25 protein-coding genes and 1 pseudogene are annotated in these 25,930 nt (G+C 65.2%); 15 read left to right on the top strand and 11 right to left on the bottom strand.

Translation table 11 applies throughout. The features are described from left to right. Nucleotides 1–60: 60 nt before the first annotated feature. The 3 genes from FB598_RS08930 to FB598_RS08940 all read left to right on the top strand — a co-directional run bounded on the left by FB598_RS08930 (nt 61) and on the right by FB598_RS08940 (nt 3,368). Entirely contained in the window at nt 61–1,041 is a 981-nt protein-coding gene (locus FB598_RS08930) for a substrate-binding domain-containing protein (RefSeq protein WP_141913508.1), read from the top strand. A 112-nt stretch (nt 1,042–1,153) separates the two neighbouring features. Then, the gene (locus FB598_RS08935; protein ID WP_141913507.1) at nt 1,154–2,164 is read left to right on the top strand and encodes a sugar phosphate isomerase/epimerase; all 1,011 of its coding nucleotides are present in this window, start codon (nt 1,154–1,156) and stop codon (nt 2,162–2,164) included. A gap of 46 nt (nt 2,165–2,210) precedes the next feature. Then, nucleotides 2,211–3,368, top strand: a complete 1,158-nt coding sequence (locus FB598_RS08940) for a Gfo/Idh/MocA family protein (protein WP_141913506.1) — start codon at nt 2,211–2,213, stop codon at nt 3,366–3,368. An 86-nt stretch (nt 3,369–3,454) separates the two neighbouring features. Here the strand turns inward: FB598_RS08940 and FB598_RS08945 are convergent, their stop codons facing one another. Both FB598_RS08945 and FB598_RS08950 read right to left on the bottom strand, forming a co-directional pair. Beyond that, nucleotides 3,455–4,111 carry a DsbA family oxidoreductase gene (locus FB598_RS08945; protein WP_141914182.1) on the bottom strand — a complete coding sequence of 219 codons (657 nt, stop codon included), beginning with the start codon at nt 4,109–4,111 and terminating at the stop codon, nt 3,455–3,457. A gap of 109 nt (nt 4,112–4,220) precedes the next feature. Beyond that, nucleotides 4,221–5,384 (bottom strand): DJ-1/PfpI family protein, encoded by a 1,164-nt coding sequence (locus FB598_RS08950; protein ID WP_141913505.1) that lies wholly within the window; start codon nt 5,382–5,384, stop codon nt 4,221–4,223. Nucleotides 5,385–5,446: 62 nt separating this feature from the next. Here FB598_RS08950 and FB598_RS08955 point away from each other — a divergent pair, with 62 nt between their 5' ends. The 3 genes from FB598_RS08955 (at nt 5,447) to FB598_RS08965 (ending at nt 7,651) form a co-directional block, all read left to right on the top strand. Continuing rightward, nucleotides 5,447–6,466 (top strand): GlxA family transcriptional regulator, encoded by a 1,020-nt coding sequence (locus FB598_RS08955; protein ID WP_141913504.1) that lies wholly within the window; start codon nt 5,447–5,449, stop codon nt 6,464–6,466. A gap of 164 nt (nt 6,467–6,630) precedes the next feature. Next, the gene (locus FB598_RS08960; protein ID WP_255515758.1) at nt 6,631–7,068 is read left to right on the top strand and encodes a FecR domain-containing protein; all 438 of its coding nucleotides are present in this window, start codon (nt 6,631–6,633) and stop codon (nt 7,066–7,068) included. Continuing rightward, on the top strand, nt 7,061–7,651 hold the full coding sequence (locus FB598_RS08965) for an OmpA family protein (protein ID WP_141913502.1): 591 nt from the start codon (nt 7,061–7,063) through the stop codon (nt 7,649–7,651). The genes FB598_RS08960 and FB598_RS08965 overlap by 8 nt, the downstream gene beginning before the upstream one ends. Before the next feature lie 31 nt (nt 7,652–7,682). Here FB598_RS08965 and FB598_RS08970 read toward each other — a convergent pair whose 3' ends face one another. After that, nucleotides 7,683–8,909 (bottom strand): HD-GYP domain-containing protein, encoded by a 1,227-nt coding sequence (locus tag FB598_RS08970; RefSeq protein WP_141913501.1) that lies wholly within the window; start codon nt 8,907–8,909, stop codon nt 7,683–7,685. A gap of 317 nt (nt 8,910–9,226) precedes the next feature. Then, a complete protein-coding gene (locus FB598_RS08975) occupies nt 9,227–10,465 on the bottom strand; it encodes an MFS transporter (RefSeq protein WP_141913500.1) in 1,239 nt (412 codons plus the stop codon). A 91-nt stretch (nt 10,466–10,556) separates the two neighbouring features. Here FB598_RS08975 and FB598_RS08980 point away from each other — a divergent pair, with 91 nt between their 5' ends. The 3 genes and pseudogenes from FB598_RS08980 to FB598_RS08995 all read left to right on the top strand — a co-directional run bounded on the left by FB598_RS08980 (nt 10,557) and on the right by FB598_RS08995 (nt 13,547). Further along, nucleotides 10,557–11,387, top strand: a complete 831-nt coding sequence (locus tag FB598_RS08980) for a helix-turn-helix domain-containing protein (protein WP_141913499.1) — start codon at nt 10,557–10,559, stop codon at nt 11,385–11,387. Nucleotides 11,388–11,459: 72 nt separating this feature from the next. Then, a pseudogene (locus FB598_RS20985) lies at nt 11,460–11,552 on the top strand (amino acid ABC transporter permease); the annotation flags it as partial. A gap of 165 nt (nt 11,553–11,717) precedes the next feature. Next, complete coding sequence (locus tag FB598_RS08995) at nt 11,718–13,547, top strand: hypothetical protein (protein ID WP_183405723.1); 1,830 nt, start codon at nt 11,718–11,720, stop codon at nt 13,545–13,547. A gap of 15 nt (nt 13,548–13,562) precedes the next feature. On the opposite strand, the gene FB598_RS09000 is transcribed toward FB598_RS08995, so the two are convergent. Beyond that, nucleotides 13,563–14,642 (bottom strand): LacI family DNA-binding transcriptional regulator, encoded by a 1,080-nt coding sequence (locus tag FB598_RS09000; RefSeq protein ID WP_141913496.1) that lies wholly within the window; start codon nt 14,640–14,642, stop codon nt 13,563–13,565. Nucleotides 14,643–14,853: 211 nt separating this feature from the next. On the opposite strand from FB598_RS09000, the gene FB598_RS09005 reads away from it, so the two are divergent. Genes FB598_RS09005 through FB598_RS09020 form a run of 4 tightly spaced genes read left to right on the top strand, consistent with a single transcriptional unit; the run spans nt 14,854 to nt 19,123 of the window. Next, nucleotides 14,854–15,894, top strand: coding sequence for a TRAP transporter substrate-binding protein (locus tag FB598_RS09005; RefSeq protein WP_141913495.1), 1,041 nt, complete (start codon nt 14,854–14,856; stop codon nt 15,892–15,894). Nucleotides 15,895–15,929: 35 nt separating this feature from the next. Next, nucleotides 15,930–16,469, top strand: coding sequence for a VOC family protein (locus FB598_RS09010; RefSeq protein ID WP_141913494.1), 540 nt, complete (start codon nt 15,930–15,932; stop codon nt 16,467–16,469). A 2-nt stretch (nt 16,470–16,471) separates the two neighbouring features. Continuing rightward, complete coding sequence (locus FB598_RS09015; RefSeq protein ID WP_141913493.1) at nt 16,472–17,776, top strand: ribulose-bisphosphate carboxylase large subunit family protein; 1,305 nt, start codon at nt 16,472–16,474, stop codon at nt 17,774–17,776. 6 nt (nt 17,777–17,782) lie between these two features. After that, complete coding sequence (locus FB598_RS09020; RefSeq protein WP_141913492.1) at nt 17,783–19,123, top strand: four-carbon acid sugar kinase family protein; 1,341 nt, start codon at nt 17,783–17,785, stop codon at nt 19,121–19,123. Between the two features lie 10 nt (nt 19,124–19,133). Here FB598_RS09020 and FB598_RS09025 read toward each other — a convergent pair whose 3' ends face one another. Continuing rightward, nucleotides 19,134–20,786 (bottom strand): isovaleryl-CoA dehydrogenase, encoded by a 1,653-nt coding sequence (locus tag FB598_RS09025; protein ID WP_141913491.1) that lies wholly within the window; start codon nt 20,784–20,786, stop codon nt 19,134–19,136. A 244-nt stretch (nt 20,787–21,030) separates the two neighbouring features. Here FB598_RS09025 and cysM point away from each other — a divergent pair, with 244 nt between their 5' ends. Beyond that, nucleotides 21,031–21,933 carry a cysteine synthase CysM gene (gene cysM, locus FB598_RS09030; protein ID WP_141913490.1) on the top strand — a complete coding sequence of 301 codons (903 nt, stop codon included), beginning with the start codon at nt 21,031–21,033 and terminating at the stop codon, nt 21,931–21,933. A gap of 10 nt (nt 21,934–21,943) precedes the next feature. On the opposite strand, the gene FB598_RS09035 is transcribed toward cysM, so the two are convergent. The 4 genes from FB598_RS09035 to FB598_RS09050 all read right to left on the bottom strand — a co-directional run bounded on the left by FB598_RS09035 (nt 21,944) and on the right by FB598_RS09050 (nt 23,966). Continuing rightward, on the bottom strand, nt 21,944–22,261 hold the full coding sequence (locus FB598_RS09035; protein WP_255463870.1) for a type II toxin-antitoxin system HicB family antitoxin: 318 nt from the start codon (nt 22,259–22,261) through the stop codon (nt 21,944–21,946). A 13-nt stretch (nt 22,262–22,274) separates the two neighbouring features. Beyond that, nucleotides 22,275–22,568, bottom strand: a complete 294-nt coding sequence (locus tag FB598_RS09040; RefSeq protein ID WP_255463871.1) for a type II toxin-antitoxin system HicA family toxin — start codon at nt 22,566–22,568, stop codon at nt 22,275–22,277. Between the two features lie 130 nt (nt 22,569–22,698). After that, nucleotides 22,699–23,049, bottom strand: a complete 351-nt coding sequence (locus tag FB598_RS09045) for a hypothetical protein (protein WP_141913488.1) — start codon at nt 23,047–23,049, stop codon at nt 22,699–22,701. A gap of 338 nt (nt 23,050–23,387) precedes the next feature. Then, nucleotides 23,388–23,966 (bottom strand): DUF1415 domain-containing protein, encoded by a 579-nt coding sequence (locus FB598_RS09050; RefSeq protein ID WP_141913487.1) that lies wholly within the window; start codon nt 23,964–23,966, stop codon nt 23,388–23,390. Nucleotides 23,967–24,153: 187 nt separating this feature from the next. On the opposite strand from FB598_RS09050, the gene FB598_RS09055 reads away from it, so the two are divergent. Continuing rightward, nucleotides 24,154–24,696 (top strand): YaeQ family protein, encoded by a 543-nt coding sequence (locus tag FB598_RS09055; RefSeq protein WP_141913486.1) that lies wholly within the window; start codon nt 24,154–24,156, stop codon nt 24,694–24,696. Between the two features lie 59 nt (nt 24,697–24,755). On the opposite strand, the gene FB598_RS09060 is transcribed toward FB598_RS09055, so the two are convergent. Continuing rightward, on the bottom strand, nt 24,756–25,925 hold the full coding sequence (locus tag FB598_RS09060) for a phosphotransferase enzyme family protein (RefSeq protein ID WP_141913485.1): 1,170 nt from the start codon (nt 25,923–25,925) through the stop codon (nt 24,756–24,758). Nucleotides 25,926–25,930 lie beyond the last annotated feature (5 nt).

A 25,930-nucleotide genomic window follows, 5' to 3' on the forward strand; every position in this document is an offset into this window, starting at 1 on the left:
AGTGTGTTCCCCAACCGGCCGGTTTGTCCGGCCTTTTCATAAGACAACAGGAGACAACGCATGAACAGCAAGCTTTCTTTGAGCCGCCGCCTGGCCCTGTCGGCCATGGGCGCCGCAGCGGCGCTGGCGCTGGCCGGGCCGGCCCTGGCGCAAGCCGACAAGGTAGTAGTCGGTGTCGCCATTCCGTCGGCTACGCACAGCTTCACGGCCGGTATCGTGTACTGGGCCAACCAGGCCAAGAAGGATCTGGAAAAGGCCCATCCGGGCCTGCGGGTCATCGTCAAGACCGCCGGCGGCGCGCCTGAGCAGGCCAACCAGTTGCAGGACCTGGTCACGGTCAACAAGATCACCACGCTGGTGGTCTTTCCCTTCGAATCGGCGGCGCTGACCAAGCCGGTGGCCCAGGTCAAGGCCAAAGGCGTCTATGTGACGGTGGTCGACCGCGGCCTGACAGACGCCAGCGCGCAGGACGCCTATGTCGCCGGCGATAACACGGCCTTCGGCAAGATCCCGGCCGAGTACATCGCCAAGGCGCTCAACGGCCGTGGCAATGTGGTGGCCATGCGCGGCATCGCCACCACGCTCGACAACGAGCGCATGGATGCCTTCAACGCCGTGCTCAAGCAGCATCCCGACATCAAACTGCTCGATGCCAAGTATGCCAACTGGAACCGCGACGATGCCTTCAAGGTGATGCAGGACTACCTGACGCGCTTCCCGCAGATCGACGCCGTATGGGCCGCCGACGATGACATGGCGGTGGGCGCGCTCAAGGCCATCGAGCAGTCCAGGCGCAAGGACATCAAGCTGGTGTTCGGCGGCGCCGGCGCCAAGGGCATGATCAAGACGCTGATCGACGGCAGCAATCCGCTGATCCAGGCCAACGTGTCGTATAGCCCCAAGTTCATCTACGACGCCATCAAGCTCACCGCCGAGGCGCGCATCAAGGGCGACAAGCTGCCGCCCACGACCATCATCCCTTCGGTGCTGATCACCAGGGACAACGCGAAGAGCTTCTATTTCCCGGACTCGCCGTTCTGATGACCGGCCCGGTCCCGCTCCGATGCGGGGCGGGACGCTTTCCTCGCGCGGCGGCCGGGATCGGGCCGCGCGCTCAACGCATCGCGCAACACGCGCAACAGGAGTCCGGCATATGCCAAGACCCGTCACTCTTTTCACCGGCCAATGGGCCGACCTGCCCCTGGCAGAACTGGCGCCGCTGGCCCGGAAGATGGGCTACGACGGCCTGGAGCTGGCTTGCTGGGGCGACCATTTCAATGTGCAGCAGGCGCTGGCGTCCGAGCAGTATGTCAAGGACCTGCGCGCGCTGCTGGCCCGGCACGGGCTGCAATGCCTGGCCATCGGCAACCATCTCGTGGGGCAGGCGGTGTGCGACCGCATCGACGAGCGCCACCAGTCCATCCTGCCGTCCCATGTGTGGGGCGATGGCGACCCCGAAGGCGTGCGCCAGCGCGCCGCGCGCGAGCTGGCCGACACCGCGCTGGCCGCCGCCAGGTTCGGCGTGAAGACGGTCACCGGCTTCACCGGTTCCGCGATCTGGCATGCCATCTATGCCTTCCCGCCGACCACGCAAGCCTACTGGGACAAGGGCTTTGCCGACTTCGCGCAGCGCTTTGGTCCAATCCTTGATGCATTCGAACGGCACGACATCAACTTCGCGCTGGAAGTGCACCCGACCGAAATCGCCTTCGACATCGCCTCGGCCGAACGCGCCATCGCCGCGGTGAACGGGCACCGGCGCTTCGGCTTCAACTTCGATCCCAGCCACCTGGCCTACCAGGGCGTGGACTATGTGAAGTTCATCCGCCAGTTCGCCGGCCGCATCTACAACGTCCACATGAAGGATGTCTGGTGGGGCAAGGGCGATGGCAGCGTGGGCGTGTTCGGCGGCCACACCAGCTTCGGCGACGCCCGCCGGCATTGGGATTTCCGCAGCGTGGGGCGGGGCATGGTCGATTTCGAATCGATCATCGTCGCCCTCAACGATATCGGCTACCAGGGGCCGCTCTCGGTGGAGTGGGAGGATAGCCGCATGGATCGCGTGCACGGCGCCACCGAGAGCGCGGCCTTTTGCCGGCGGCTCGATTTCAAGCCCGCGGCCGGCGCGTTCGACGCCGTGTTTGCCAGGGACCGGCAGGCCTGATCCGGCCGGACCGCCACGACGACCAACACCAACAAGGGCTCCAGGTATGTCCAATCAAAGAAAACTACGCTACGCCATGGTGGGCGGCGGCCACGGCGCCTTCATCGGCGCCGTGCATCGCAAGGCCATGGCGCTGGATGGGCAGTTCGAGCTGGTGGCCGGCGCGCTCTCGTCCTCGCCTGAGCGCGCGCGCGAATCGGGCGCCGCGCTGGGCCTGGCGGACGGCCGCAACCATGGCAGTTGGCAGGAACTGCTGGCCGACGAGTTGCGCCGCGGCCCCGACGAGCGCATCGACCTGGTCAGCATCGTCACGCCCAACCATGTGCATCACCCGGTAGCGCTGGCCTTCGTGCAAGCGGGGTTCCATGTCGTGTGCGACAAGCCGCTGGTGCACACCGGAGCCCAGGCCGATGAGCTGGTGGCCGCGGTGCGCAAGGCCGGCACCGTGTTCGGCGTGACCTACAACTACACCGGCTACCCCATGGTGCGCGAAGCGCGCCACCTGGTGCGCAGCGGCGCGCTGGGCACGCTGCGCAAGATCGCCGTGGAATACAACCAGGGCTGGCTGGCCGCCGCGGTGGACGGCGGCAACAAGCAGGCCGACTGGCGGCTGGACCCGCTGCGCAGCGGCAGCGCCGGCACCATGGCCGACATCGGTTCGCATGCCGAGAACCTGGCCGCCACCGTCACCGGCCTGCGGCCGGACGCGCTGTGCGCCGATCTCACCGTTTTCGGTGCCGGCCGCCGCCTGGACGACGATGCGCAATTGCTGCTGCGCTATGCCGAAGGCGCGCGCGGCATCATCGTGGCGTCGCAAGTGGCGGCGGGACTGGAGAACGATCTGCGGCTGCAGGTCTCCGGCACACTGGGCACGCTGGTATGGCGCCAGGAGGAGCCGAACCAGCTGATCCATTCCCCGCTGGACGGGCCGCGCCGCATCCTGACGCGCGGCTCGCCATGGCTGAGCGAATCGGCCCGGCGCGCGGGCCGGATTCCGGCCGGCCATCCCGAGGCTTTCATCGAAGCCTTTGCGAATGTCTACCTGGGCGTGGCGGCCGACATCCGCGCGCGCGCGGATGGCCGCGTCGCCGACCCGTTGGAGGCCGACTACCCCCGCGTGGAAGACGGCAGGCAGGGCGTGCGCTTTATCGAGAAGGTGGTGGAGTCGGCAGCGAGCAGCCGGAAGTGGACGGCGCTGGGGTAACTCCGGCTTGTCCGCCAGGCAGCGGCCATGCAACCCGGGAGCCATGCCGCGCCGTCCATATCGCCTATGAACGCGGTTGCGGATCGTCAGCCTTGCACGTCGCCCGCCAGGATGGCCCGGATTTGCTGTTCAAACACTTCCGGCGGTTGGCCTCCCGAGATCAGGTAGCGGTCGTTCACGACGATTGCCGGGACGCTGTTGATGCCGCGCTGGACCCACAGCGCTTCTTCTTCCCGCACTTGTTGCCGGAACTGGTCCGATGCCAGCATCGCACCCGCCTCCATGCCATCCAGGCCGGCCTGCCGGGCGATATCGGCCAGCACATCCCGGTCTGCGATGTTCTTCCCATCGGTGAAATAGGCGGTGAACAGGGCTGCCTTGAGTGCCGCCTGTGCGCCCCTTTCTTGCGCCCAGGCCAATAGGCGATGGGCATCGAAGGTGTTGTAGACGAGGCTGGCATCGTCCCGGTTCATCGTGAAGCCGACCGCGGCCGCCCTGGCCCGGATCTGCTCGCGATTGGCGCGGGCCTGGTCGGCCGTGATGCCGTATTTTTCGGTGATGTGTTCGAGTTGGGACTGGCCTGCCGCGGGCAAGTTCGGGTTGAGTTCGAAGGGATGGAAGGCGATCTCGGTTTGCGCCGCCGGGCCGATGCGTTCGAGCGCGGTGTTGAGGCTGGCCAGGCCAATCGCGCACCAGGGGCATACGATGTCGGAGACGAAGTCGATTTTCAGGGCGTTAGTCATATTAGTCATGGTGGATGAGCCTCATGCGTGAGACCTGTGGACTGGTCGGCAGGTGGTGTTGATGAATGAGGCTATTGTAAATCCGATGCGCGGATGCCATGCGCGGATGTCATGCGGCGGCCCCGGCGGGGCATGTGCCGCCGGCCGGGGATGGGCAGGGCCATGGATACTCCAGCTGCAGCGCCACCAGGTCGGCGGTGCCATGCCCGTAGCGCGCTGCGATTGCCGTCAGGCTGGTGTCAAGCTGCTTGGCCGGAGGCGCGCCGGCGTCAAGCGGGACTACCAGGTCGGCGCGCGCTTCGTCCATCCGGGCATCGATATGCAAGTCCAGGCCGTCGCGGGTGGGCACCGAGGGGGACGCCCCCAATGCCAGCGCCCGGGAGCGATAGGTGCGGGACCATGGATCGGCCGCTAGCGCCAAGGCGATGCCATCCACGCCGGGCTCGGCCGGAATGCCGATCGTTTCGTGCCGCCATACGGCGGCGCTGTTGGATAGCGCGTTCCAGACATGGGCGGCGCCCAGGCGGTAGCGGTCGCTGTCATGCGCGTCGCCATAGTCGGCCACGCCAAGGCTGGCTGCCAGCGCCTGGGCGGCGCCGCTGCCCCCGATCGCTTCCACCAGTTTCAGGGAAACCGGCAGGGAGGCGGATACACCCGTGGTGGTGACGATGCCGTGGTCGACAACGTAGCGGCGATGGGGCGTCCACCGCAGCGTCGGATGCCTGGAGCGCAACTCCCCGGCGGCATACCAGTGCGTGGTGGCGTTGCGGCCGTCCAGCAGGCCGGCCCGTCCCAGCACTTTGGCGCCCTCGCAAATTCCCGCGATGATGGCGCGTGACGCCGCCTGGCGTTTGAGCCAGTCGATGATGGGGCCTTTGCTGTCGTCGTGGTGGAAGGCGGGCACGATGACATAGTCGGCGCCCTCGGGATAGGCAAGGTCGAAGGCCGCGAGGGTGCTTTGCGCGGCGATGGCAAGCGCAGGCATCAGCGCAATGTTGCCGGGCTCGGGGGCGACCACGATGACCTCGGCCAGGCCCGAACGGGCCAGTACCGCTTGAGGGATCATGAGGTCGGTGGTTTCGGTTCCGCGATTGTCGGCAACGATGGCGACCAGCGGCCGCGCCCGTTTCGGCGGGCGCAAGGCCGACATCGGATCATCCCGGTCATTTGATGTTGATGCCGCATCCAGGCCTCGGCCGGGCGACGCCAATACAATAGTCGCCATCGACATGCCCAAGGCTGTCATCCCGGATAAGAATAATCGTCTTTCCATGCTGCGTCCGTGTCGCCAGAGTGGTGGAGGCAGTATCGTAGGTCGATCATCATAGGATTGCCATGACAAAGAAATCTGATTTTCTGCCAACGCCGGCCCATCGCCATGCTGCCAGGCAGATTGTCTTCGTTGCCTTCGAGGGAACCGAACCGCTCGATCTGACGGGGCCGATCGGCGTATTCACGCGGGCCGAGGAACAGGTTCCCGGCACTTACCGCATCCGCGTGGCATCGGTCGATGGTGCGGCCATCCGTACCCGCTCGCCCTTGATGCTGGCCGGTATCGAACCGTTGTCCGGCATTTCCGCGGACATCGACACCTTGCTTGTCGCCGGCGGCCATGAACCGGCCATACGCCGCGCCGCCATTGATCCGGCCTTGATCGGCTGGCTGCGGGAGCATGCCGGGAGGGCGCGGAGAATCGGCAGCATCTGTACCGGAGCGTTCGTGCTCGGAGCCGCGGGCCTGTTGGACGGCCGCTCGGTGACGACGCACTGGGCAGCCGTCGAGGCATTGCAGGAATATTTTCCGCAAGCGCGGGTGGACGCCGATGCCATCTACCGGATCGACGGCAGGCTCTACACTTCGGCCGGCGTGACGGCCGGCATCGACCTCGCATTGGCAATGGTCAAGGCCGATCTCGGGCATGCGGTGGCCGCCGCCATCGCCCGCGATCTGGTGTTGTTCCTGCATCGTCCGGGCGGACAACGGCAGTTCAGCGCAACGTTGGCGGGACAGGATGCGGAAAGCGACCTGTTCGCCGATTTGCTGGCGTGGATGCTGGAGCATCCGCAGCACGATTTGCGCGTGGCCGCGCTGGCCGAACGCGCGGCCATGAGTCCGCGCAATTTCGCGCGGCAGTTTCAGCTGAAGGTGGGCAAGACCCCGGCGCGTTACGTATTGGAAATGCGGCTCGACCATGCATGCCGCCATCTGGAAAATACCGCATGGACGATTGAGCGCGTGGCGGAGAAAAGCGGATTGAAGAGCGCGGACACAATGCATCGGCTGTTCCGGGAAAAATTGGGAGTGACGCCGTCCGACTATCGGGCGCGATTTGCGGCGGGCGGCCCTGCGCGGTAGCGGGATGCCCTCGGGCCATTGATGAAAATGGGTTCTATAATGGCCGCTTCCGCCTGGCGGGTTTGGGCGGCGCGATATCGGCTCATCCATTAGTAAATCATCAAGAAAAGGGGCATCTCATGCGGGCGCGGCCTGTTTCTGGATTCGTTTGCCATTTGTCATCCGTGGCGATGGTGGTAGCGGTGCTGGCCTGCGCCGCATCAGGTGCGCAGGCGCAGGAGAACCGCTTCGCCGGCATCATGAAGGTGGTGCGCGGCGATGTGCAGGTGCAGCGGCAGGAGCAGAAGCTGCCGGCCCAGGTCGGGGACAAGTTGTATTCCGGCGATCGCATCGTCACCGCCGCCGATGCGGCTGCCGGCATCACCTTGCGCGATGACACGCTGATGTCGCTCGGCCCCAAGACCAGTTTTGTGCTGGAAGACTTCAAATTCAACGAGAGTTCCGGCGACGGCAACATTGCCGTGCGGGTGGCCAAGGGCACCTTGCGCTATGTCTCGGGCCTGATCGGCAAGCATGCGCCGGAGCGCCAGCAGGTGGCCACGCCGACGGCCACCATCGGCATCCGCGGCACCGACTTCATCGTGGAGGTGGGCGATGAATAAGTCGTTGGCCCTGTGCCTTGCCGTGCTGGCGCTGGCCGGTTGCGCCGGCCCCACGGAGCGCTTCGTGCTGCTGCCGCAGCCGGATGGTTCTACCAGCAGCATCGTCGTCAAGACCGCGGCCGGCGAGGCGGCGCTGGCGACGCCTTATGCCTCGGTGGAGAGCGCGTCCGGCAAGATCGGCAAAGCCGCGACCCTGAGCGAGTCCGAAGTGCAGGCGCGCTACGCGCCGGTGATGCAGAGCCTGCCATTGCGGCCGCGCACTTACGAGTTGCTGTTCGAATTGGGCAGCGACCGCTTGACGCCTGCCTCGCGCAAGCTGCTGGAAGAGGCCATCGAGGAGTTCCGCACATTCCCTGCCGGCGAATTCATCCTGGTCGGGCATGCCGACAATATCGGCAGCGATGCCATCAACGAGAGCCTGTCGGTGCGGCGCGCGCAATTGGTCGAGCGCGAGCTGATCCGCGCCAGGATCGCGCCGTTGAGCATCGAGGTGGTCGGCAAGGGCGCGCGCGAGCCGCGCATACCGCAAAAGAAGGGCGTGCCGGAACCGCGCAACCGTTTCGTCGAGATCCGTATCCGCTAGGCGCGGCAGCGCAGCCGCGGCGCGTTGCCGGTCAGGACAGCGCCCGCGTGCTCAGCAACTGCATGGCGTCGAGATGGCTCAGGCGCGCCCACTCCTCGCCGCCGCGCGCGACGATGTTGTCGACGTCCGGCGTGGCCAGCAGGTCGAGGATCTCGGTATCGCTGACGCCCCGGTCGTTGTTGTAGTTGAATACCTTGAGCACCGGGCGCGTCAGGTCCTTGTCGTTTTGCCGGATCACGAAGCCCGAGCGTCCCGATTCCAGCTTGACGATCGAGCCCACCGGATAGATGCCCAGCGTCTTGACGAAAGCCAGGAACATGGCGCGGTCGAAATGGCCGGTCCAGGTTGCCATCGAAGAGATCGCTTCGGCCGGATCCCAGGCGTGCTTGTAGCGGCGCTCGGAGGTGAGCGCATCGTACACGTCGCAGATCGCCGCCATGCGCGCGTAAAGCGAGATCGTTGCGCCGCGCAGGTTTTCCGGATAGCCGTTGCCGTCGATCTTTTCATGGTGGTGCAGGCAAACGTCGCGCGCATAGTCGGGCACGTTGGTATCCTGGCTCAGGTATTTGTGGCCCAGCTCCGGATGCTTGCGCACGATCGCGAATTCTTCCTCGGTCAGCTTGCCGGGTTTGTTCAGGATGTCATGCGGGATGAAGGCCTTGCCGATGTCGTGCAGGAATCCGCCCAGGCCGGCTTCGCGGCAGGAAGTCTCGTCCATGCCCAGGGTGCGGCCCAGCGCCACCATCAGCGCGCACACCGCCACCGAGTGCAGGTAGGTATATTCGTCGGCTAGTTTCAGGCGCACCACGCTCACCAGCGCATTGGGGTTTTGCAGCACCGAATTGGCGATTTCCTCGACCACGCTGACGCAGCGCTCCATGTCCAGCACCTTGCCCATGCGTACCTCGGCGAACATGGCCTGGGTCGCCTTCTTGGCGGTTTCGCATAGTTTTTGCGCATCGACCAACGCCGGGTCCAGCGCCGGCGTTGCCGGCTCCGGGGCTGCGGCCGCTGCGGCGGTGGCCGCGGGTTCGTCCGGCGCGCCATCCTCATCTTCTTCGGGGGCGACGACATCCTTGCCCTTGGCGGTGTCGATCCAGCAATATGCGATGCCGCTGGCGCGGGCCTGCTTCAGTTCGTTGGGATTCTTGATGAGGAACTTGTTCTTCCAGAACGGGTGGTTCATCCACGCGGCGTCGTCGAAGCCGGCGAAATACATCCCGAGGACCAGTTCCTCCACTTTGATTTTCTTCAGCATGTCTGCGCTTCTTTCCTCCGGGCGCCGGGGGAAAAGGTATATTGGTTTTTATCGTGTCGGGAGCGGGAGCCCACGCGGACCATCCCGGGATTGCCGCACGCCAATCATCTCATATGGCAGCCCGGAAGGGAACGGGCGGGGCCGCCGCCCCACATCATGTAAAGACGGCGGGCAGCCCCGGGCGATGGCGGCGGGTGGCGCAGCTTGCTGCCATGCGCAAGCATGCGGGAAGGAGGGGGAAGAGGGATGGGGCCCGGGAACCGGGCCCGCGAGAACAGAGGGAGAGAGGGCGGCCGGCGCTGCCCGGCCGTGGGCGCTTAGCCGCGCTGCTCCTTGAGGTCGGGCAGGAGCACAGTGAGCAAGCCCGCCAGCGGCAGGAAGGCGCACAGGCCGTAGACCCAGGCGATGCCATACAGGTCGGCCAGGTGGCCCAGCAAGGCCGCGCCGATGCCGCCGAAACCGAACATCAGGCCGAAGAACACGCCGGCGATCATGCCCACCTTGCCCGGCACCAGTTCCTGCGCATATACCACGATGGCCGAGAAGGCCGAGGCGATCACCAGGCCGATCACCACCGACAGCGCGCCGGTCCAGAACAGGTTGGCGTGCGGCAGCAGCAAGGCGAACGGAGCGGCGCCGAGGATCGAGATCCAGATCACCAGCTTGCGCCCGATCTTGTCGCCGATGGGGCCGCCGACAAAGGTGCCGACGGCCACCGCGCCGAGGAACAGGAACAGGTAGAGCTGCGAATTCGCCACCGACAGGTGGAAGCGGTCGATCAGGTAGAAGGTGAAATAGCTGGTGAAGCTGGCCATGTAGAAGTACTTGGAAAACACCAGCAGCGCCAGCACCAGCAAGGCGCGCCGTACGGTCGAGGCCGGCAGCGCCTGGGCCGGGCGCTGCCGGGCTTTGCCCTTGTTGGCGGCAAGGTGGCGGCGATACCAGCCCGAGACCAGCGACAGCACCACGATGGCCAGCAGCGCCAGCAGCACGAACCAGGCCACGTTGCCCTGGCCGTAAGGCACCACGATGGCGGCCGCCAGTAACGGGCCGAACGCCGAACCGGCATTGCCGCCGACCTGGAAGGTCGACTGCGCCAGGCCGAAGCGCCCGCCCGAGGCCATGCGCGCGATGCGCGAGGCTTCCGGGTGGAAGGTCGAGGAGCCGATGCCGATCAGCGCCGCCGCCAGCAGGAAGGCCGGGAAGCTGCCGACCATCGACAGCATCACAATGCCGACCAGCGTGGCGACCGCGCCGCTGGGCAACAGCCAGGGTTGGGGATGCCGGTCGGTGTACATGCCGATCCAGGGTTGCAGCAGCGAGGCGGTGACCTGGAAGGTCAGCGTGATCAGGCCGACCTGGGTGAAGCTGAGGTGGTAGTTGGCCTTGAGCATCGGGTAGATCGAGGGCAGCAGCGCCTGGATCATGTCGTTGATCAGGTGGGCGCCGCCGGCGGCCAGGATGATGCTCATCACCAGCGGCTGGGCCGCGCCGGCAGGGGGCAAGGATGTCGCGCCGGTATCGGCCGGCGCCGCTGTCGTGGTATCGGTTGTCATTGCGAAAACGTCTTCGGTTGTAGTGTGGGGATGCGCAAGCGTATCATTGGCATCTATTCATTTTCATGACAATTTTTATCGATTAAGTGCCATGGTGGCCCGATTACGTCCCGTCAGCCCCAGCAGCGAGGCCGAAGCGCTGCAATCGGTGCCTTGCCCGGTGGTGGCCTTTTCCCGTGAACTGGCGCATCGGGACTTGCTGAGCGCCCATTCGCATCCGCGCGGGCAACTGCTGTATGCGGTCGATGGCGTCATGCAGGTGCGTACGCCGCACGGCGTATGGGTCGTGCCGCCGCAGCGCGCGCTGTGGGTGCCGCCGCATGTCGAGCATGAGATACGCATGCTCAGCCACGTCAGCATGCGCACGCTCTATATCGCAGCCGGGCCGGCCGATGCCTTGGGCGAGCGCTGCCGGCTGCTGGAAGTGTCGGTGCTGCTGCGGGAGCTGATCCTGGCGCTGCTGGCCGAGCCCACCGATTATGCCGCCGGCAGCCGCGGCGGCCATGTGGCAGAACTGATCCTGTCCGAGCTGGCGCGCGCGCCGGCCATTCCCATCGAGATTCCCTGGCCGGACGACCGGCGGCTGGTGGCGATTTGCGAGGCCATCCTGGACGATCCGGGCCGGCAGTTTTCATTGGCCGACTGGGCCGGCGTGGGCGGCGCCAGCGTGCGCACGGTGATCCGCCTGTTCCCGAAAGAGACCGGCTTGCAGTTTAGGCACTGGGTGCAGCAAGTGCATCTGAGCGAAGCGCTGGTGCGTCTGTCCCATGGCGAGGCCGTCGGCGTGGTGGCGCAGGCGCTCGGCTACAAGAGCCAGAGCGCCTTCGGCAACATGTTCCGCAAGGCGTTGCGGGCGTCGCCCAACCGATACCTGCTGCGCCAGGAAAAGCGGCGCATGGCGTCGGGCGCGACGCAGGCTTGAGCGAGGACGCCTGGCCCGGCACGACATCACGACGAAAAATGGCGACAAATGTTGCGATACGCTCGCCGCATGATCGTGCCGTTCCAGGGCATTTCATTGGTGTACGTCAGCGCGCTGGCCGATTTCTGCGGGCGCGCCTGCAGCATCGGCCAGCGCAACGGTCGCAGCGCTCCGATACGGGTGGTATCGATACGCGACGGATCGGACATGCACGCGGGCAACAGCCGCCGGAAAAATTATCCCTATTTTTTCCGTCCGCCCTTTTCAACTGTAAAGATTGCTTGCCATCGTCCGTAACCAAGTCATGAGAATCCCGATCAGGGAAATGACATGGCCATCGAAACCGGTATAGCCGTGGCGGCGCGCGAAGCGTTGTCGCGCTTCACATCGCAGGCCTCGCCCGGCAGCGACGACGCCGACAATACGGCAAGTACCGGAAGTACGCAGCCAGCGGCGCCGGAAGAGGGCGTGACGCTGACGCTGTCGGCGCAGGGGCGCCTGCTGGCGGCTTTCGCCAGCGTGCTGGACGCGGCGGCGGCCGCGCAGCCGGCGTCGTCATCGGCATCGGCATCGGCATCGGCATCGGCATCGGCATCGTCCGCATCGGCTGCGGCATCTGCCGATGCGCTCCCCGCCGATCCGCTCCCCATCACGCGCGCCACGCTGTATGCGATCGAGGCGCGCCTGGTGGCCGCGCGCCGCGGCGCCGAGGCCATCGCGCAAGCCGACCGAGAACGCCCGGACTCCGCCGATCCGGTTCGCCTCAGGCAGGCCGAACAAGCGACCGCGTCGTTGTACGGCCGCGCCGCCAATCCCTTTGCCGGGCGCAGCCGCGCCGAACTCTCCGCCATCATCTACGACGAAAGCGGCGCCTATACCGTCAACGAGCGCTATGCCGCGGCCAACCAGCGCGCCGAACTCGACCACCGCTTCTGGGCGCCGGTATTCCAGCGCGCCATGACGAGCGGCGACTGGCGTCCGGTGATCGAAGCCGGGTTGGCGTTCTATGCCAGCCTGTCGCCGCTGGAGCGCACCGCGTATCCGCCTAACTATGTGCAATTGATGCAGCAATACCTGGCGCTGGATAGCCTCAGGCCCGGGGCGCCGTTGCCGCCGCAGCAGCAAGCCGACCTGGTGCGCATGCTGGAGTCGCTGGTGCTGCCGTCCGGCCCGCTGGCGCTGGCGCGCATTACGCCATCGGCCTTGGCGCTGATGGCCGCGGCGCCGAAGCTGGTGGATATCCTGCCGGTATCGGGCATCGTGCGCGCGGCGCAGGACGATGCCTATCAGACGTTGTTGCAGCGCGTGTTCGGCGTGAGCCGGCGCGAGGATGAGCCGATGGTCGCCCGTTCCAGCGGCATGTCGATGCACAGCCGCGACTTTCTTGGTTTCGGTGACCGGCGCTATCTGGCGCAAGCCTATGCCTACGCCGCGGCCAATGGGCTGGCATTGGAAGAGGTGGATGCGCTGGCCGACGACCTGGCCGCCTATCGTTTTTCCCGCGCCAATGGCGGCGATGGGCCGGCGCAGGCGGCGGTGTCGATACGCGCTGTCGCCAGTCCGCAGTATTACCGCATGAGCGATGAAGACAAGGTGCTGGCCCGGCGCATCCTGGGCAGCCGGGCGGCGCGGGATACCGGGCTGGATCATGCCTTCCTCGCCTGGCTGCTCAGTCCGCGCGGCGGCGGCTGGCGCTCGGAGGAAGGGCGCGGCCATGCGGTCGGCTTCTCTGCGCTGGAAAAGCTGCTCGCCGGGCTGGCCGGCGTAGGCATCGGGGAACGGGCCGGCGACGAAGCGTCGCTGGAACCGGACTACCGCTACACGCTGTACCGGATCGGCCTGCAGGATATGCAGGAGTTGCCCGAATTGAAGAGCGCCGCGCCATCGGCCGACAACGCCATCGGCGCGCGCGTGCTGGCATTGGCCGCGCAACTGGCCGCCCTGGCGCGCAGCGAGGCGGCCGATCTGGCGTTCATGGGCAATGCGCTGATGCTGCTGAGGATGTACCGCTTCTCGCTCAGGATGAGCAATGCCGAACAGCGCACGCTCTCCGAACTGGTCTATGCCAGGCTGCGCAAGCGCCGCATCCGCCCGCGCCGCCATAAGCTGTTTGTGGCATGGGGCGAGCGCAGCCCTTCGATGCCGCCCTTGTTCCCCTGAAGAGCGTATTGCATCTCATGGCAGGTTCTCGCGCAGGATCACGCTGATGCGCACCGCTTCCACGCCGGCCAGCGCGTCGCGCCGCTCGCGCAGGTTGCTGAAGATGCGCACGCAATTCATCACCATGTTTTGCGGGTGCTGCGTGAGCACCGCATCCATGGTGCCGTCGATCAGCAGGCCGCGGGTGTCGGGCGTGAGGCCGTGGCCGATGAACACCACCTTCTGGTCGCGCCCGCATTCCTTCAATGCGCGTCCCACGCCGTCGGAGGCGCCGCCGATGTTGTACATGCCGGCCAGGTCCGGATACTGCTCCAGCAGGATGCGCGCCTGCTTGTAGTTGGCGTCGGCGTCGTCGTGGCCTTCGCGCAGGCCCACCACCTGCACTTGCGGGCACATCTCTTCCAGCACATGCTGGAATCCCATTTCCCTTTCCTCGTGGCCGCGATAGCTGAGGCTGCCGGCGATTATGGCGATCTTGCCGGGTTTGCGCCCGCTGCCCGGATGGGCCAGGTCCCGGTTCAGGAAGCGCGCCAGCAGGTAGCCGGCGGTGCGGCCGGCGGCGCGGTTGTCCATGCCGACATAGGCGGCGCGGCGCGAGTTGGAAAGGTCGGAAATCAGCGTCACCACATGCACGCCTTCCTCCACCAGGGTATTGACGGCTTCGCGCACCAGCGGATGTTCCAGCGCCATGAAGGCCACGCCATCGGCTTGCCGTCCGTAATGCAGCAGGCGTTGCGCCAGCACGCGCGGATTGAAGCCTTCGATGTGGTGGCATTTGCAGCGCACGTTGAAGGGCGCCAGATGGTCCTCGGCAAAGCCGATGTAGTCGCCCAGCATCTGCATGTAGCGGTTGCTGCGCGGCGGCAGCAGGAACACCAGTTGCATGGGGCGCGGCCGCATGGCCTTGTAGAGATCCGACTCGGGCAGGTAGTCGAGCGCGGCGGGGGCCTTCATCACCTTTTGCAGGGTCGCCGCGCGCACGCCGGGGCGCTGGTTCAGCACACGGTCGACCGTGGCGGTGGAGACGCCGGCGGCGGCCGCGATATCGGTGACGCGCGCGCGTCCCGGGGGAGCGTTGCGAGGAGTGTCGGACATGGCTTGCCTGGATCTTTTAGTTTGCATCAAAAACCATCAAAAAACTGCTTTGACCTCTTGGATTCGGCGGCGATATTCTTCGCCATGCCTTGATTTGACCGGGATATTTTGCTGCGGCGTGCAGGAAAGTCTAAATCAAATCGAATCAGAAAACATCATCAAAACAAGCCGCGCAAGGTCATGCGCCGGATACAACACCAAGGAGACGACGATGAGCAAGCCCGAGCAGAACTTCCGTTCCAGCCGCCGCGATTTTCTGAAGCAGGCTTCGCTCGCCTCCGCGGCGGTGGCGGGCGGTTTTTACGCGGGGTCGGCGCATGCCGCCGAGTTCACGCTGAAGTACGGCAACAACTTGCCGATGACGCACCCGATGAATGTGCGCGCCAAGGAGATGGCCGAAAAGATCGCCGCCGAATCGAAGGGCAGGGTGGATTTGCAGGTCTATTCCAACGGCCAGCTCGGCACCGATACCGACATGCTGTCGCAGGTGCGCTCGGGCGCCATCGATTTCTTCACCATTTCGCCCGAGGTGCTGGGCACGCTGGTGTCGGCCGGGCAGATCAGCGGCGTCGGCTTCGCGTTCCGCGATTACAGCCAGGTGTGGGCGGCGATGGACGGCGACCTGGGCGCGTATGTGCGGCGCGAACTGGCGGCCAAGACCTCGCTGTTCGCCTTCGAGAAGTGCTGGGACAACGGCTACCGTCAGGTGACCACCAGTACCCGCCCGATCGCCAGGCCGGAAGACTTCAAGGGCATGAAGCTGCGCGTGCCGCCCAGCCCGCTGGCGACCTCGCTGTTTCGCGGCTTCGACGCCTCGCCCACCAGCATCAACTTCGCCGAGGTGTATTCGGCGCTGCAGACCAGGATCGTCGAGGGGCAGGAGAACCCGCTGGCGGTGATCTCCACCGTGAAGTTCTATGAGGTGCAGAAGTTCTGCTCGATGACCAACCATGTCTGGAGCGGTTTCTGGTTCATGGGCAACAAGAAGTCGTTCGAACGCATGCCCAAGGAGCTGCAGGAGATCGTCGCGCGCAACATCAACGAGGCCGGCCTGAAGCAGCGTATCGACGTCAAGGCGCTCAACGAGTCGCTGGTGGCGGACATGAAAGCCAAGGGGCTGCAGTTCAACAATATCGACAACGATGCCTTCCGCGCCAAGCTGCGCAGCGCCGGGTTCTATGCCGAGTGGCACAAGAAATTCGGTGAAGAGGCCTGGAGCCTGCTGGAAAAATACACCGGCAAGCTGGCCTGAGGCGTGCAATATCAACCAGAATAAAAAGGAAGAACATGAGCCGGTTTCTCGGAGAGATCAAACAGCTTGGCTATGTGGTGGAAGACATCGACGCCGCCATGAAATACTGGACCGAAGTGCTCGGCGTCGGGCCGTTCTATTACATGGAACGCGTGCCGCTGAAGAACTACCGCTACCGGGGCCAGGCCTACGATATCCACAACTCGGTGGCGCTGGCCAATTCCGGCGGCGTGCAGGTGGAGCTGATCCAGCAGCGCAGCGATACGCCCTCGATGTATCGCGACTTCATGCGCGGCGGACGCACCGGGCTGCAACACCTGGCGTACTGGACCGAAGATTTCGACCGCGACCTGCAACGCCTGCTCGACCGGGGATGGAAGGTCGGCATGAGCGGCGAGGTGGGCGAGCGCGGCCGTTTCGTCTACTTCGAGACCGAATATCATCCCGGCACCGTGATCGAACTGTCGGAAGTGGCCGGCCCCAAGGGCAAGGTATTCCGCCTCATCCGCGAGGCAGCCGAGCAGTGGGACGGCAGCGAACCGGTGCGCGCCTTCCCCGACCTGGGCAAGATGTGACGATGGGGCCCGCACACCTGGCGCTGCCGGCCGACGGCAGCCGTTTCATCGCCGACTACCTGATCGAGACGCCGCTGGATCCGGCCCAGGTGGCGGAAGTGATGGCGGGCGAGCAGTCCTGCGGCACCTTCGTCCGGGTCGAGGGCGAGACCGACCGCTTGCGCGAACGCGCGCGCGCCGTGGTGATGGGAATCGACGCGTTGGAAACGGTCGCCGAACCCAGCCTGCCCAATGCATGGCAGCAGCGCCAGAAGATCACCGGCCCTTATCGCCGTGCGCGCGTGCGCATTTCCTTCCCGGTGGAGAACGTCGGCCCCAACCTGCCGACCCTGGCCGCCACCGTCGCCGGCAACCTGTTCGACCTGGGCGAGGTGACCGGCCTGCGTTTGCTGGATGTGGCATTGCCGCCGGCCTATCGCCGCCAGTTCGATATGCCGCGCCACGGCATCGCCGGCACGCGCCGGCTGGCCGGCGTGGACGGAGTAGATGATGCGCCGCTGCTGGGCACGATCATCAAGCCCAACGTCGGCCTCTCGGCGGAAGAAACGGCGGCATTGGTGGGGCGGCTGTGCGAGGCCGGCGTCGACTTCATCAAGGATGACGAGGTGTGCGCCAACCCCGGCCATGCGCCGCTGGAGCAGCGGGTGCGGGCGGTCATGCGGCGCGTGCGCGATTACCAGGACAAGAGCGGGCGGCGGGTGATGGTGGCCTTCAACATCACCGACGAGCTCGACGCCATGCGCCGCCACGCCGAGCTGGTGGAGCGCGAGGGCGGCAGCTGCGTGATGGTGGGGCTGAACTGGTGCGGCTTCTCCGCCGTGCAAAGCCTGCGCCGCAGTACGCCGCTGGCGCTGCATGGGCACCGCAACGGTTTCGGCATGATGTCGCGCGAGCCGCTCCTGGGCATGTCGTTTGCCGCCTATCAGGCGATGTGGCGCCTGGCCGGGGTCGACCACCTGCATGTGCATGGCTTGAACGGCAAGTTCTCCGAATCCAATGACGAGGTGGTGGAATCGGCGCGCGCCTGCCTGGCGCCCATGGCCGGCGACGACGCCGTCATGCCGGTGTTCTCCAACGGGCAATGGGCCGGCACCGTGCGGCCGACCTTCGATGCCATCGGCAGCGGCGATGTGATCTTCCTGTCCGGCGGCGGCATCCTGGCCCATCCGGACGGCGCCGCCGCCGGCGTGGCCAGCCTGCGCCAGGCGTGGGCGGCGGCGCGCGCCGGCATCGCGCTGGAAGAGTACGCGCGGGAGGCGCCGGAGCTGCGGCGCGCCATCGCCTTCTACGGCGCCAAGCTGAAGTGACGTGATGTGAATACGCGTTTTCTCGACGGCCGGCCCAAGGTCGCCTTCTACGGCGACGACTTCACCGGCGCCACCGACACGCTGGCCACGGCAGCGCTGGCCGGCTTGCGCAGCATCCTGTTCTTGCGCGTGCCCACCGCGGCACAGCTTCATGCGGCCGGGGAACTGGACTGCCTGGGCATCGCCGGCGCCGCGCGTTCCATGGATCCTGGCCAGATGCGCGCCGAACTGGAACCGGTGGCCGCGTTCTTTGGCGAACTGCGCGTGCCGGTGACGCATTACAAGATCTGCTCTACCTTCGACAGCGCGCCGCACATCGGCAGCATCGGCGCCGCCCTGCGCATCTGGCGCCAACGCATCCCCAACCGTTTCGTGCCCATCGTCGGCGGCCAGCCGAACCTGCGGCGCTTCTGCCTGTTCAGCCAGCTCTACGCCGCGGAGAAGGCCGGCGGCGAGGTGGTGCGCATCGACCGCCATCCGACCATGCGCTGCCATCCGGTCACGCCGATGCATGAGGCTGACATGCGTGCGCATCTCCGGCAGCAGGAGTTGGCGGTGGCGGGGCTGCATTATCCGTTGTACGCCGAACCGGCGCAGCTCGATGCGCATGTCGACGCGGCCCTGGACGGCGGCGCCGATGCGGTGCTGTTCGACGTTGCCGGCGAGAGCGACCTGGCCATGATCGGCAGTGTGATCTGGCGCCGCGCCTTGCAGCAGGAATTGCTGGCCATCGGCGCCAGCAGCGTGGCGCAAAGTCTCGCCGCATGGTGGCGCATCCAGGGATGGCTGCCGCCAGCGACGCCGATCGATGCGGCCCGGATCGGGGCTGCGGCCGGCCCGGTCTTTGTGCTGGCCGGCAGCCTCTCGCCGGTGACCGCGCTGCAGGTCGGCTCGGCGCACTCCTACGACAAGCTGCTGCTCGATGCGCAGCGCCTGTTCGAAGGCGACACGCAGTACCTGGAGACGACCGTGGCGCGTATCGCCGGCAGTTTGCGCGCAGGCCGCAACCTGCTGGCCTGCACTGCCGCGCATCAGGGCGAGCGGCAACGGCTGGCCGATGCCGGCGCGTCGCAGCGCCTGGCGTGGGCTTGTGGCGAATTGCTGTGTCGCTTGTCGCTGGCAGTCCAACTGGGGCGGGTGGGAGTGGCGGGCGGGGATACGTCCAGCTATGCCTTGAAGGCGCTGGATATCTGGGGGCTGTCGTATCTCGGCAATGTGTCGGCCGGCGTGGCGCTGTGCCGCGCGCATGCCGACGCCGCCCATCTCGACGGCATCGAGCTGATGTTGAAAGGCGGGCAGATGGGAGCGGCCGACCTGTTCGAATTGCTGGCCGGGGGGAACGGCTGAACGCCGTTTGCTATGGAAGCGGCCATGCCCGCAGCAAGATGTTTTCTTGCACTGCCACCGTCGATGCGCCCAGGGTGCCGTATACCCGGCCGCCATCTGCCTCGCAGCGGCCGGCAAGGAAGGCGTCGGCGCTGGCCGCGGGCGCGTGCTGGAGCATCAGCATGCCTTGCAGCGCCAGCACCAGCTGCTGCACCAAGCGGCGCGCCAGGGCTTCGCGCTGCGTCGGCGGGACCGAGAGCAGCGCTTTCAACGTTTGTACGCGCGCTTGCAGCAGCACATGGCCGGCGGCGGCCTGTTCCAGGCTGTCCAGCAGCAGGGTGAAACCTTGCGCTTCGCGTTCGATGGCGCGCAGTACGTCCAGGCACATCACGTTGCCCGAACCTTCCCAGATCGAGTTGACCGGCGCTTCGCGGTACAGGCGCGCCATCGGGCCGGTCTCCACGTAGCCGTTGCCGCCCCAGACTTCCATGCATTCGCCGGTGAATTCGAGCGCGCGCTTGCAGATCCAGAATTTGGCGGCGGGCGTGACGATGCGTTTCCAGGCGCGCGCCAGCGGATCGTCCGGCGCGTCGAAGGCATGCGCCAGCTTGAGCATGAGCAGCGTGGCCGCTTCGCTTTCCAGCGCCAGGTCGGCCAGCACGTTGCGCATCAGCGGCTGCTCGGCCAGGCGGCGGCCGAAGGCGCTGCGGTGGCGCGCATGGTGGATGGCCTGCACCAGCGCCTGGCGCATCAGCGCGGCGCTGCCGATGACGCAATCCAGGCGCGTATGGTTGGCCATCTCGATGATGGTGGGGATGCCGCGGCCTTCCTCGCCGACCATGATGCCCAGCGCCTCGCTGAACTCGACTTCGCTGCTGGAGTTGGAGCGGTTGCCCAGCTTGTCTTTCAGGCGCTGGATCAGGATCGGGTTCTTGCCGCCGTCAGGCAGCCAGCGCGGAACGAAGAAGCAGGACAGGCCGTTGCCGGTGCGCGCCAGCATCATGTGGGCATCGCACATGGGCGCCGAGAAGAACCACTTGTGGCCGGACAGCAGGTAAGAGGCGCCGCGCCCTTGTGTCTGCGTGTCCATCGGCATGGCGCTCGAGGCGTTGCTGCGCACGTCCGAGCCGCCCTGTTTCTCGGTCATGCCCATGCCGATCAGGATCGAGCGCTTGTGCCGGATGGGCAGGTCGCGCCCGTCATGCTCGCGCGCCAGCAGTTGCGGGCGCAATTGTTCGAACAGCACGGGTTCCTGTTGCAGCACCGGGATGGCGGCGAAGGTCATGGTGGTGGGGCAAAGCGAGCCGGCCTCCACCTGCGCATGCATGAAGTAGCCGGCGGCGCGCGCCACATGGGCGCCATCGCCGGGCTGGATCCAGGGCAGGGCGTGCAGGCCGGCGCGGCGCAGCAGCTCCAGCAGCGCATGCCAGGAAGGATGGAAGTTCACCACGTCGATGCGGCGGCCGATGCGGTCGTGGGTCTGCAGCTCGGGCGTATGGCGGTTGGCCAGTTCCGCCAGCTCCAGCACTTCGGTGCTGCCCAGTTCGGCGCCGTGGCTGGCGAGCGCGCAGGCGTGCCAGCCGGCGGCTTCGCGCCGGACGCCTTCGCTCAGGGCGGCGTCGGTGGTGTAGAGGTTGTAATCCCTCAGGTCGGGGACCTGGTTGATGATGTCGTGGGTGTGCATGTTGTCTCCGTGGCTCATCTCTGGTCGTTGGCCGAGGATCCCTTTTGCCGTTTTTTGTTTGCCGGGTATCCCTTTGCGCAGTGTAGGCCATGTAGGAGGCGGGCCGCGGGCTTAAATGAATTGGCTATATCTATATAAGCATCTTGTTGGGTTGGCTTGCCAGCACATGATAAAGAGTCATATTAAAATGACTCTTTCGACCAAAGACCGATCCCACCGGGGATTGCGCAAGGAAGCCAAACAGATGTCTTATCCGACCATCGAGTCCACCATCGGCAATACGCCGCTGATCCAGCTGCCGCGTATCGGCGGCGAGGAAGCCAAGCGCCGCAACAACATCATCCTCGGCAAGCTGGAAGGCAACAACCCGGCCGGTTCGGTCAAGGATCGCGCCGCGTATTCGATGATCACCCGCGCCGAGGCGCGCGGCCAGATCAAGCCGGGCGACACCCTGATCGAGGCCACCAGCGGCAACACCGGTATCGCGCTGGCGATGGTGGCTGCCATGCGCGGCTACAAGATGGTGCTGTTGATGCCGGAAAACCTTTCCGAGGAACGCCGCCAGAGCATGGCCGCCTACGGCGCCAAGATCGTGCTCACGCCCAAGAGCGGCGGCATGGAATACGCGCGCGACCTGGCGGAGCAAATGCAGAAGGAGGGCCAGGGTCTGATCCTCGACCAGTTCGCCAACCCGGACAATCCGCTGGCGCATTATGAAACCACCGGCCCAGAGATCTGGCGCGACACCCAGGGCAGGATCACCCATTTCGTCAGCGCCATGGGCACCACGGGCACCATCATGGGCGTGTCGCAATACCTGAAGGAGCAAAACCCCGGGGTGCAAGTGATTGGCGCGCAGCCGGCCGAAGGATCGTCCATTCCCGGCATCCGCAAATGGCCGGAAGCCTATCTGCCCAAGATCTTCGACAAGTCGCGCGTGGACCAGACCGAATCGGTCAGCCAGGCCGACGCCGAGAACATGGCGCGCAAACTGGCGGTGACCGAAGGGCTGTTCTGCGGCATTTCGGCAGCGGGTGCGTGCCAGGTGGCGGTGCGCCTGTCGCACCAGGTGGAGAACGCCACCATCGTTTTCGTGGTGTGCGACCGCGGCGACCGTTATTTGTCGACCGGCGTGTTTCCGGCCTGATGGAGCATCGTCAGCGGTAATGCACCAAGGCCTCCGCGGCCCAGGCGTTCAGGCTGAGGCCGCGGGCTTCGGCCATGGTCGCGGCATGCGCATGCACTTCGGGAGTGACCCGCAGCATGAACTTGCCGGAGTAGGGCTTTTGCGGCGCTTTGCCGATTTTTTCGCAGGTTGCGAGATAGTCGTCTACCGCCTCTTCGAACGCAGCCTTGAGCTCGGCGACGGAATTGCCGTGAAAGCCAACCACGTCACGGATGCCTGCGATGTGGCCGATGAAGCTTTCGTCTTCATCGCTGTATTCGATGCGGGCTGCGTATCCCTTGTAAGTCATCGTTCCCATTCCCTTATTCCTTTCCCGGATCAACACCGGCATTCTGCAGAAAAACCCTGGCGTCGCGTATCTGATACGGTTTGGCCTCCTTGTGCGGATGCGGCCGGTGAAACGTGCCGATTTCTCCATTGAGAACGAAACGCACGCGGGAGCCATTGCCTTCGATGGTGTCGGCTCCCAACGCCATGAATAGCGCTTCGATCTTGCGCCACTCCATTGATGATGGAAGCGGGTTGGCGAAGAGGGCGGCCAGTGTTTTTTGATGAGCGCTTTTCACACTGGAAATGATATCAAATTTTGATATCAATTTGCTAGTGCGCCTGTGCGCTCTTCAATATGGATGCGGCCTGCTCAGAACAGAGGGGGGATGGGTTGTACAAACAAAAATGCCGTTCAGTTCTTCACTGAACGGCATTGGCGGTAGAGGCTCTGTTTTCTTATTCAGCGCCGCCTGCGGCCGGCGCGGCCGCGGGGGCGGCGCCTGGCTTCGGCTTGAATTGCTTGTCGCTGATGCGGAATTTCTCGCGGCGGTCGCCCATCAGTTCGCGCAGTTCGCGGATCGACAGTTCGCTGACCTCATGCATGCGGATCAGCAGCGAAGCGCCCACCGGCAAGCGGCGGTGGCGGATCTTGCTGATGACCGGCGGCGCCACTTCCAGGGCGCGCGACAAGGCGGCATCGTTTTTCAGGTGCAGCTTTTCGATCAACGCATCAAGCAGGTGGTTCGGATCGTAGTTGACGTTGTCGGAAACGGAATTGGTTTCAGCAGTATCGGTAGTTGTAGTCATGATCGGGACGTTCCATTATGCAGATGTTTGTGAAGGCTTGACCGCCTAAGCATTAATTGTTGGTAAAACTGCAAAACGCGACTAACTCTATCTGAGGCGAAGGCTTTGGGCCTTTTTTCTGCAAGATAAAAGACTAGTCCTATCAAAGAACGACTTCAACACTGGGCATTGAGTTCTCTGACCGGTGCACTTGATTCCTCCGCGCCACATAACTGATTCTATGTCTGCGTAGAAATAATTGCACAAATTTCATGAGGTCAGAAAATACTATTCCACAATAGTTGCAGAAACTCATTTCGAATTTGTAACAGATATTAACAGGAATTTTTCGAGATTTGTTAGTATTGTTTATCTGACACGAAAAACGGTAAGGCATTCCAGCCGGATAGGCCCAGTTTGCGCAAGGTAGCCATGTTTTTCTCGAAAATTGCACTGGCATCGGGGTAGGCGGCGACGGCGCGGTCGATGCTGCTTTCTCGCAACAGGTGCAGGATGGGAAAAGGCGAGCGGTTGCTGTAGTTCTCGATATCGTCCGGTTGCGCGCCGGCAAACTGGTAGGCCGGGTGGAAGCTGGCGATCTGCAGTTCTCCATCGAGCTCCAGGCGCGCCAGGAGGCGCTCTGCCCAGTCCAGGAAGTCGTTGTACTCCAGAAAGTCGGCCAATGCGAGCGGGATGATCAGCAGCGTGGTATCGATCTGTTCGGGATCGGCCTGGGCCAGCAGTTCAAGCTCCTGTTCCAGCTCCCGGGACAGCGCCTCCCATTCGGTGGCATGGCTGACCTGGTAACGGATCTGCTGCTTGACGTGCACGGCCTTGGCGAACGGGCACAGGTTCAGGCCGATTACGGCCTGTTCCAGCCAGGCCTGGGTGAGGGCGACGACATCGGCGTCGCTGCGCGGGGAAGATGGGGTGTCCATGCGATATTGTCGCATGGCCGCCGTGGCGCATAGTGGCGCATAGTGGCGAGAGGAGGCGAGAAGTGACGTGAAGGGGCGCGAAACTCGCCGCCCATTCGCCCCGCGGATGGGCTATGCTTGCCAACCTTTGGCGGCGGCGATGGCAGCCGCTGCACCATCCGTATCCGTCTACCTCACGATTTTCCCCATGGCGCTCAAATCCACCATCTTCAAGGCCGACCTGCAGATCTCCGACATGGATCGGCACTATTACGAAAACCATGCGCTGACCATTGCGCGCCATCCGTCCGAAACCGATGAGCGCATGATGATCCGGGTGCTGGCTTTCGCCCTCAACGCCAGCCAGGCGCTGGCCTTCGGCAAGGGCTTGTCCGATACCGACGAGCCCGACCTGTGGCAGAAGGACCTGACCGGCGCCATCGAGCTGTGGATCGAAGTCGGCCAGCCCGACGACCGCGCCATCCTCAAGGCCTGCGGCCGTTCCGGGCGCGTGCTGGTATACAGCTACAGCAGCGTTTCCAATATCTGGTGGAACCAGACCGGCAGCCGCGTCGAGCGCGCCAAGAACCTGAAGGTAGTGAATATCCCGGCCGAAGCCAGCCAGGCGCTGGCGGCGCTGGCGCAGCGCTCGATGCAATTGCAATGCACCATCCAGGATGGCCAGGTGTGGCTGGGCGCCAATGAGAACATGGTGCTGATCGAACCGGAGACGATCAAGGATTTCGCCTGAGGCGTCCATCCTTTGTTCGCGTTACCCGGTCGTACTGGCGCAAGTCAGGGCTTGGCGCTTCACGCCTGCAGCGCATCGGCCCGCCGTTGCAGGTGATCCAGCAGCCGCTGCCCTTCCGGGGTGTTGAACCAGGCGGCGTGGCCCAGCAGGTAAGTATCGTAAGCCAGCGCGGCGTTCTGCGGCGAATGCGTGACGCCGTGGAAGTAATCCAGCTCGGCCAGCGCGAACTCGGCATGCACCAGCGGCAACAGCGCCGCCAGCGCGCGCGTCTGGCGCGCCGTCAGCGGCAGCTGCGAGGCATAGCCGTCCAATAGCGCATCGAGCAGGTCGAGGTGGATCAACTGGTCGGGCCGGTGCGGGATCGCCAGCCATTCGACGATGTTGCGTTCGATCGCGGTGGCCACGTCGTGCAGCGCGCAGGTGCGGTCCGACAGCCCGAAGTCCAGCACCGTCTGCGCCTGCGCCAGTGCGCTGCCGTCGCTCCACAGCAGGTTCGAGGCATGCCAGTCGTTGTGCGTCCACAGCGGCGTCATCTCATCCAGGTAGGGTTTCAGGCGGGCATGGAACGGCAGCAGGTGCTGGGCCACTTCGCCGCGCCAGGGCCGGTCATGCAGGTAGTCGGCGATCGCCGGGCGCTGCTCGATGTAGGCCTGCAGCGGGCGCACCGGATCTTCCTGCGAGAAAATCGTGAAGCTGGAAATCAGCGGCCGCGCGGCGCGCGCGGGCGCATCGTAACCCTGCGAAGCCTGGTGCAGCCGCGCCAGCATGGCGCCGGCTGAAAACGCATGGGTACGGCTGGAGAACGGCGTCCATGACATGGCGTCGCGGTACAGGTCCACGCCCGGCGCCAGCCAGAACACTTCATAGGTCCAATGCTCGTCGGCCAGCGCGCTGGCGCCGTCCGCTGTCCGCAGCGCGGTGCTGACCGGCAGGCCGTTGGCGTGCAGGTGCGCCACGAAACGGTGCTCCTCGGCCAGCGCGGCGACGTCGCGCACGCGCACATGATGGCGCTTGATAAAGATCTGGCCGGCATCGGTATGCATCACACAGGCCGCCGAGAACGGGCGCGGGCTGTGCCACTCCAGGCGCTGCGGCGTGCCGGCCTGCGGATAATGCCGCAACACGCGCGCGACCTCGGCCGAGGTCAGCGCGGGCCAGTCGGAAATCACCGTCTCGGCATTCATGCCGTGGCTGATGACGCGCGTGAGGTGGTGGGAAGCCGCGTCCATGATGT

Origin of the sequence: Herbaspirillum sp. SJZ106, from assembly GCF_006715495.1 — a bacterium.
In the GTDB taxonomy this organism is placed as follows: Bacteria; Pseudomonadota; Gammaproteobacteria; order Burkholderiales; family Burkholderiaceae_D; genus Herbaspirillum.

What these genes read in the sequence shown, in the direction of transcription:
- FB598_RS08965 (WP_141913502.1), top strand. Translation starts at nt 7,061, where the DNA reads ATGAATAAGTCGTTGGCCCTGTGCCTTGCCGTGCTGGCGCTGGCCGGT.
- FB598_RS08950 (WP_141913505.1), bottom strand. Translation starts at nt 5,384, where the DNA reads ATGGAAAGACGATTATTCTTATCCGGGATGACAGCCTTGGGCATGTCG.
- FB598_RS08975 (WP_141913500.1), bottom strand. Translation starts at nt 10,465, where the DNA reads ATGACAACCGATACCACGACAGCGGCGCCGGCCGATACCGGCGCGACA.
- FB598_RS09010 (WP_141913494.1), top strand. Translation starts at nt 15,930, where the DNA reads ATGAGCCGGTTTCTCGGAGAGATCAAACAGCTTGGCTATGTGGTGGAA.
- FB598_RS09000 (WP_141913496.1), bottom strand. Translation starts at nt 14,642, where the DNA reads ATGTCCGACACTCCTCGCAACGCTCCCCCGGGACGCGCGCGCGTCACC.
- FB598_RS09055 (WP_141913486.1), top strand. Translation starts at nt 24,154, where the DNA reads ATGGCGCTCAAATCCACCATCTTCAAGGCCGACCTGCAGATCTCCGAC.
- FB598_RS08995 (WP_183405723.1), top strand. Translation starts at nt 11,718, where the DNA reads ATGGCCATCGAAACCGGTATAGCCGTGGCGGCGCGCGAAGCGTTGTCG.
- FB598_RS08980 (WP_141913499.1), top strand. Translation starts at nt 10,557, where the DNA reads ATGGTGGCCCGATTACGTCCCGTCAGCCCCAGCAGCGAGGCCGAAGCG.
- FB598_RS09015 (WP_141913493.1), top strand. Translation starts at nt 16,472, where the DNA reads ATGGGGCCCGCACACCTGGCGCTGCCGGCCGACGGCAGCCGTTTCATC.
- FB598_RS09045 (WP_141913488.1), bottom strand. Translation starts at nt 23,049, where the DNA reads ATGACTACAACTACCGATACTGCTGAAACCAATTCCGTTTCCGACAAC.
- FB598_RS08955 (WP_141913504.1), top strand. Translation starts at nt 5,447, where the DNA reads ATGACAAAGAAATCTGATTTTCTGCCAACGCCGGCCCATCGCCATGCT.
- FB598_RS09025 (WP_141913491.1), bottom strand. Translation starts at nt 20,786, where the DNA reads ATGCACACCCACGACATCATCAACCAGGTCCCCGACCTGAGGGATTAC.
- FB598_RS08930 (WP_141913508.1), top strand. Translation starts at nt 61, where the DNA reads ATGAACAGCAAGCTTTCTTTGAGCCGCCGCCTGGCCCTGTCGGCCATG.
- FB598_RS09050 (WP_141913487.1), bottom strand. Translation starts at nt 23,966, where the DNA reads ATGGACACCCCATCTTCCCCGCGCAGCGACGCCGATGTCGTCGCCCTC.
- cysM (WP_141913490.1), top strand. Translation starts at nt 21,031, where the DNA reads ATGTCTTATCCGACCATCGAGTCCACCATCGGCAATACGCCGCTGATC.
- FB598_RS09005 (WP_141913495.1), top strand. Translation starts at nt 14,854, where the DNA reads ATGAGCAAGCCCGAGCAGAACTTCCGTTCCAGCCGCCGCGATTTTCTG.
- FB598_RS09060 (WP_141913485.1), bottom strand. Translation starts at nt 25,925, where the DNA reads ATGGACGCGGCTTCCCACCACCTCACGCGCGTCATCAGCCACGGCATG.
- FB598_RS08935 (WP_141913507.1), top strand. Translation starts at nt 1,154, where the DNA reads ATGCCAAGACCCGTCACTCTTTTCACCGGCCAATGGGCCGACCTGCCC.
- FB598_RS08970 (WP_141913501.1), bottom strand. Translation starts at nt 8,909, where the DNA reads ATGCTGAAGAAAATCAAAGTGGAGGAACTGGTCCTCGGGATGTATTTC.
- FB598_RS08945 (WP_141914182.1), bottom strand. Translation starts at nt 4,111, where the DNA reads ATGACTAACGCCCTGAAAATCGACTTCGTCTCCGACATCGTATGCCCC.
- FB598_RS09035 (WP_255463870.1), bottom strand. Translation starts at nt 22,261, where the DNA reads ATGACTTACAAGGGATACGCAGCCCGCATCGAATACAGCGATGAAGAC.
- FB598_RS08940 (WP_141913506.1), top strand. Translation starts at nt 2,211, where the DNA reads ATGTCCAATCAAAGAAAACTACGCTACGCCATGGTGGGCGGCGGCCAC.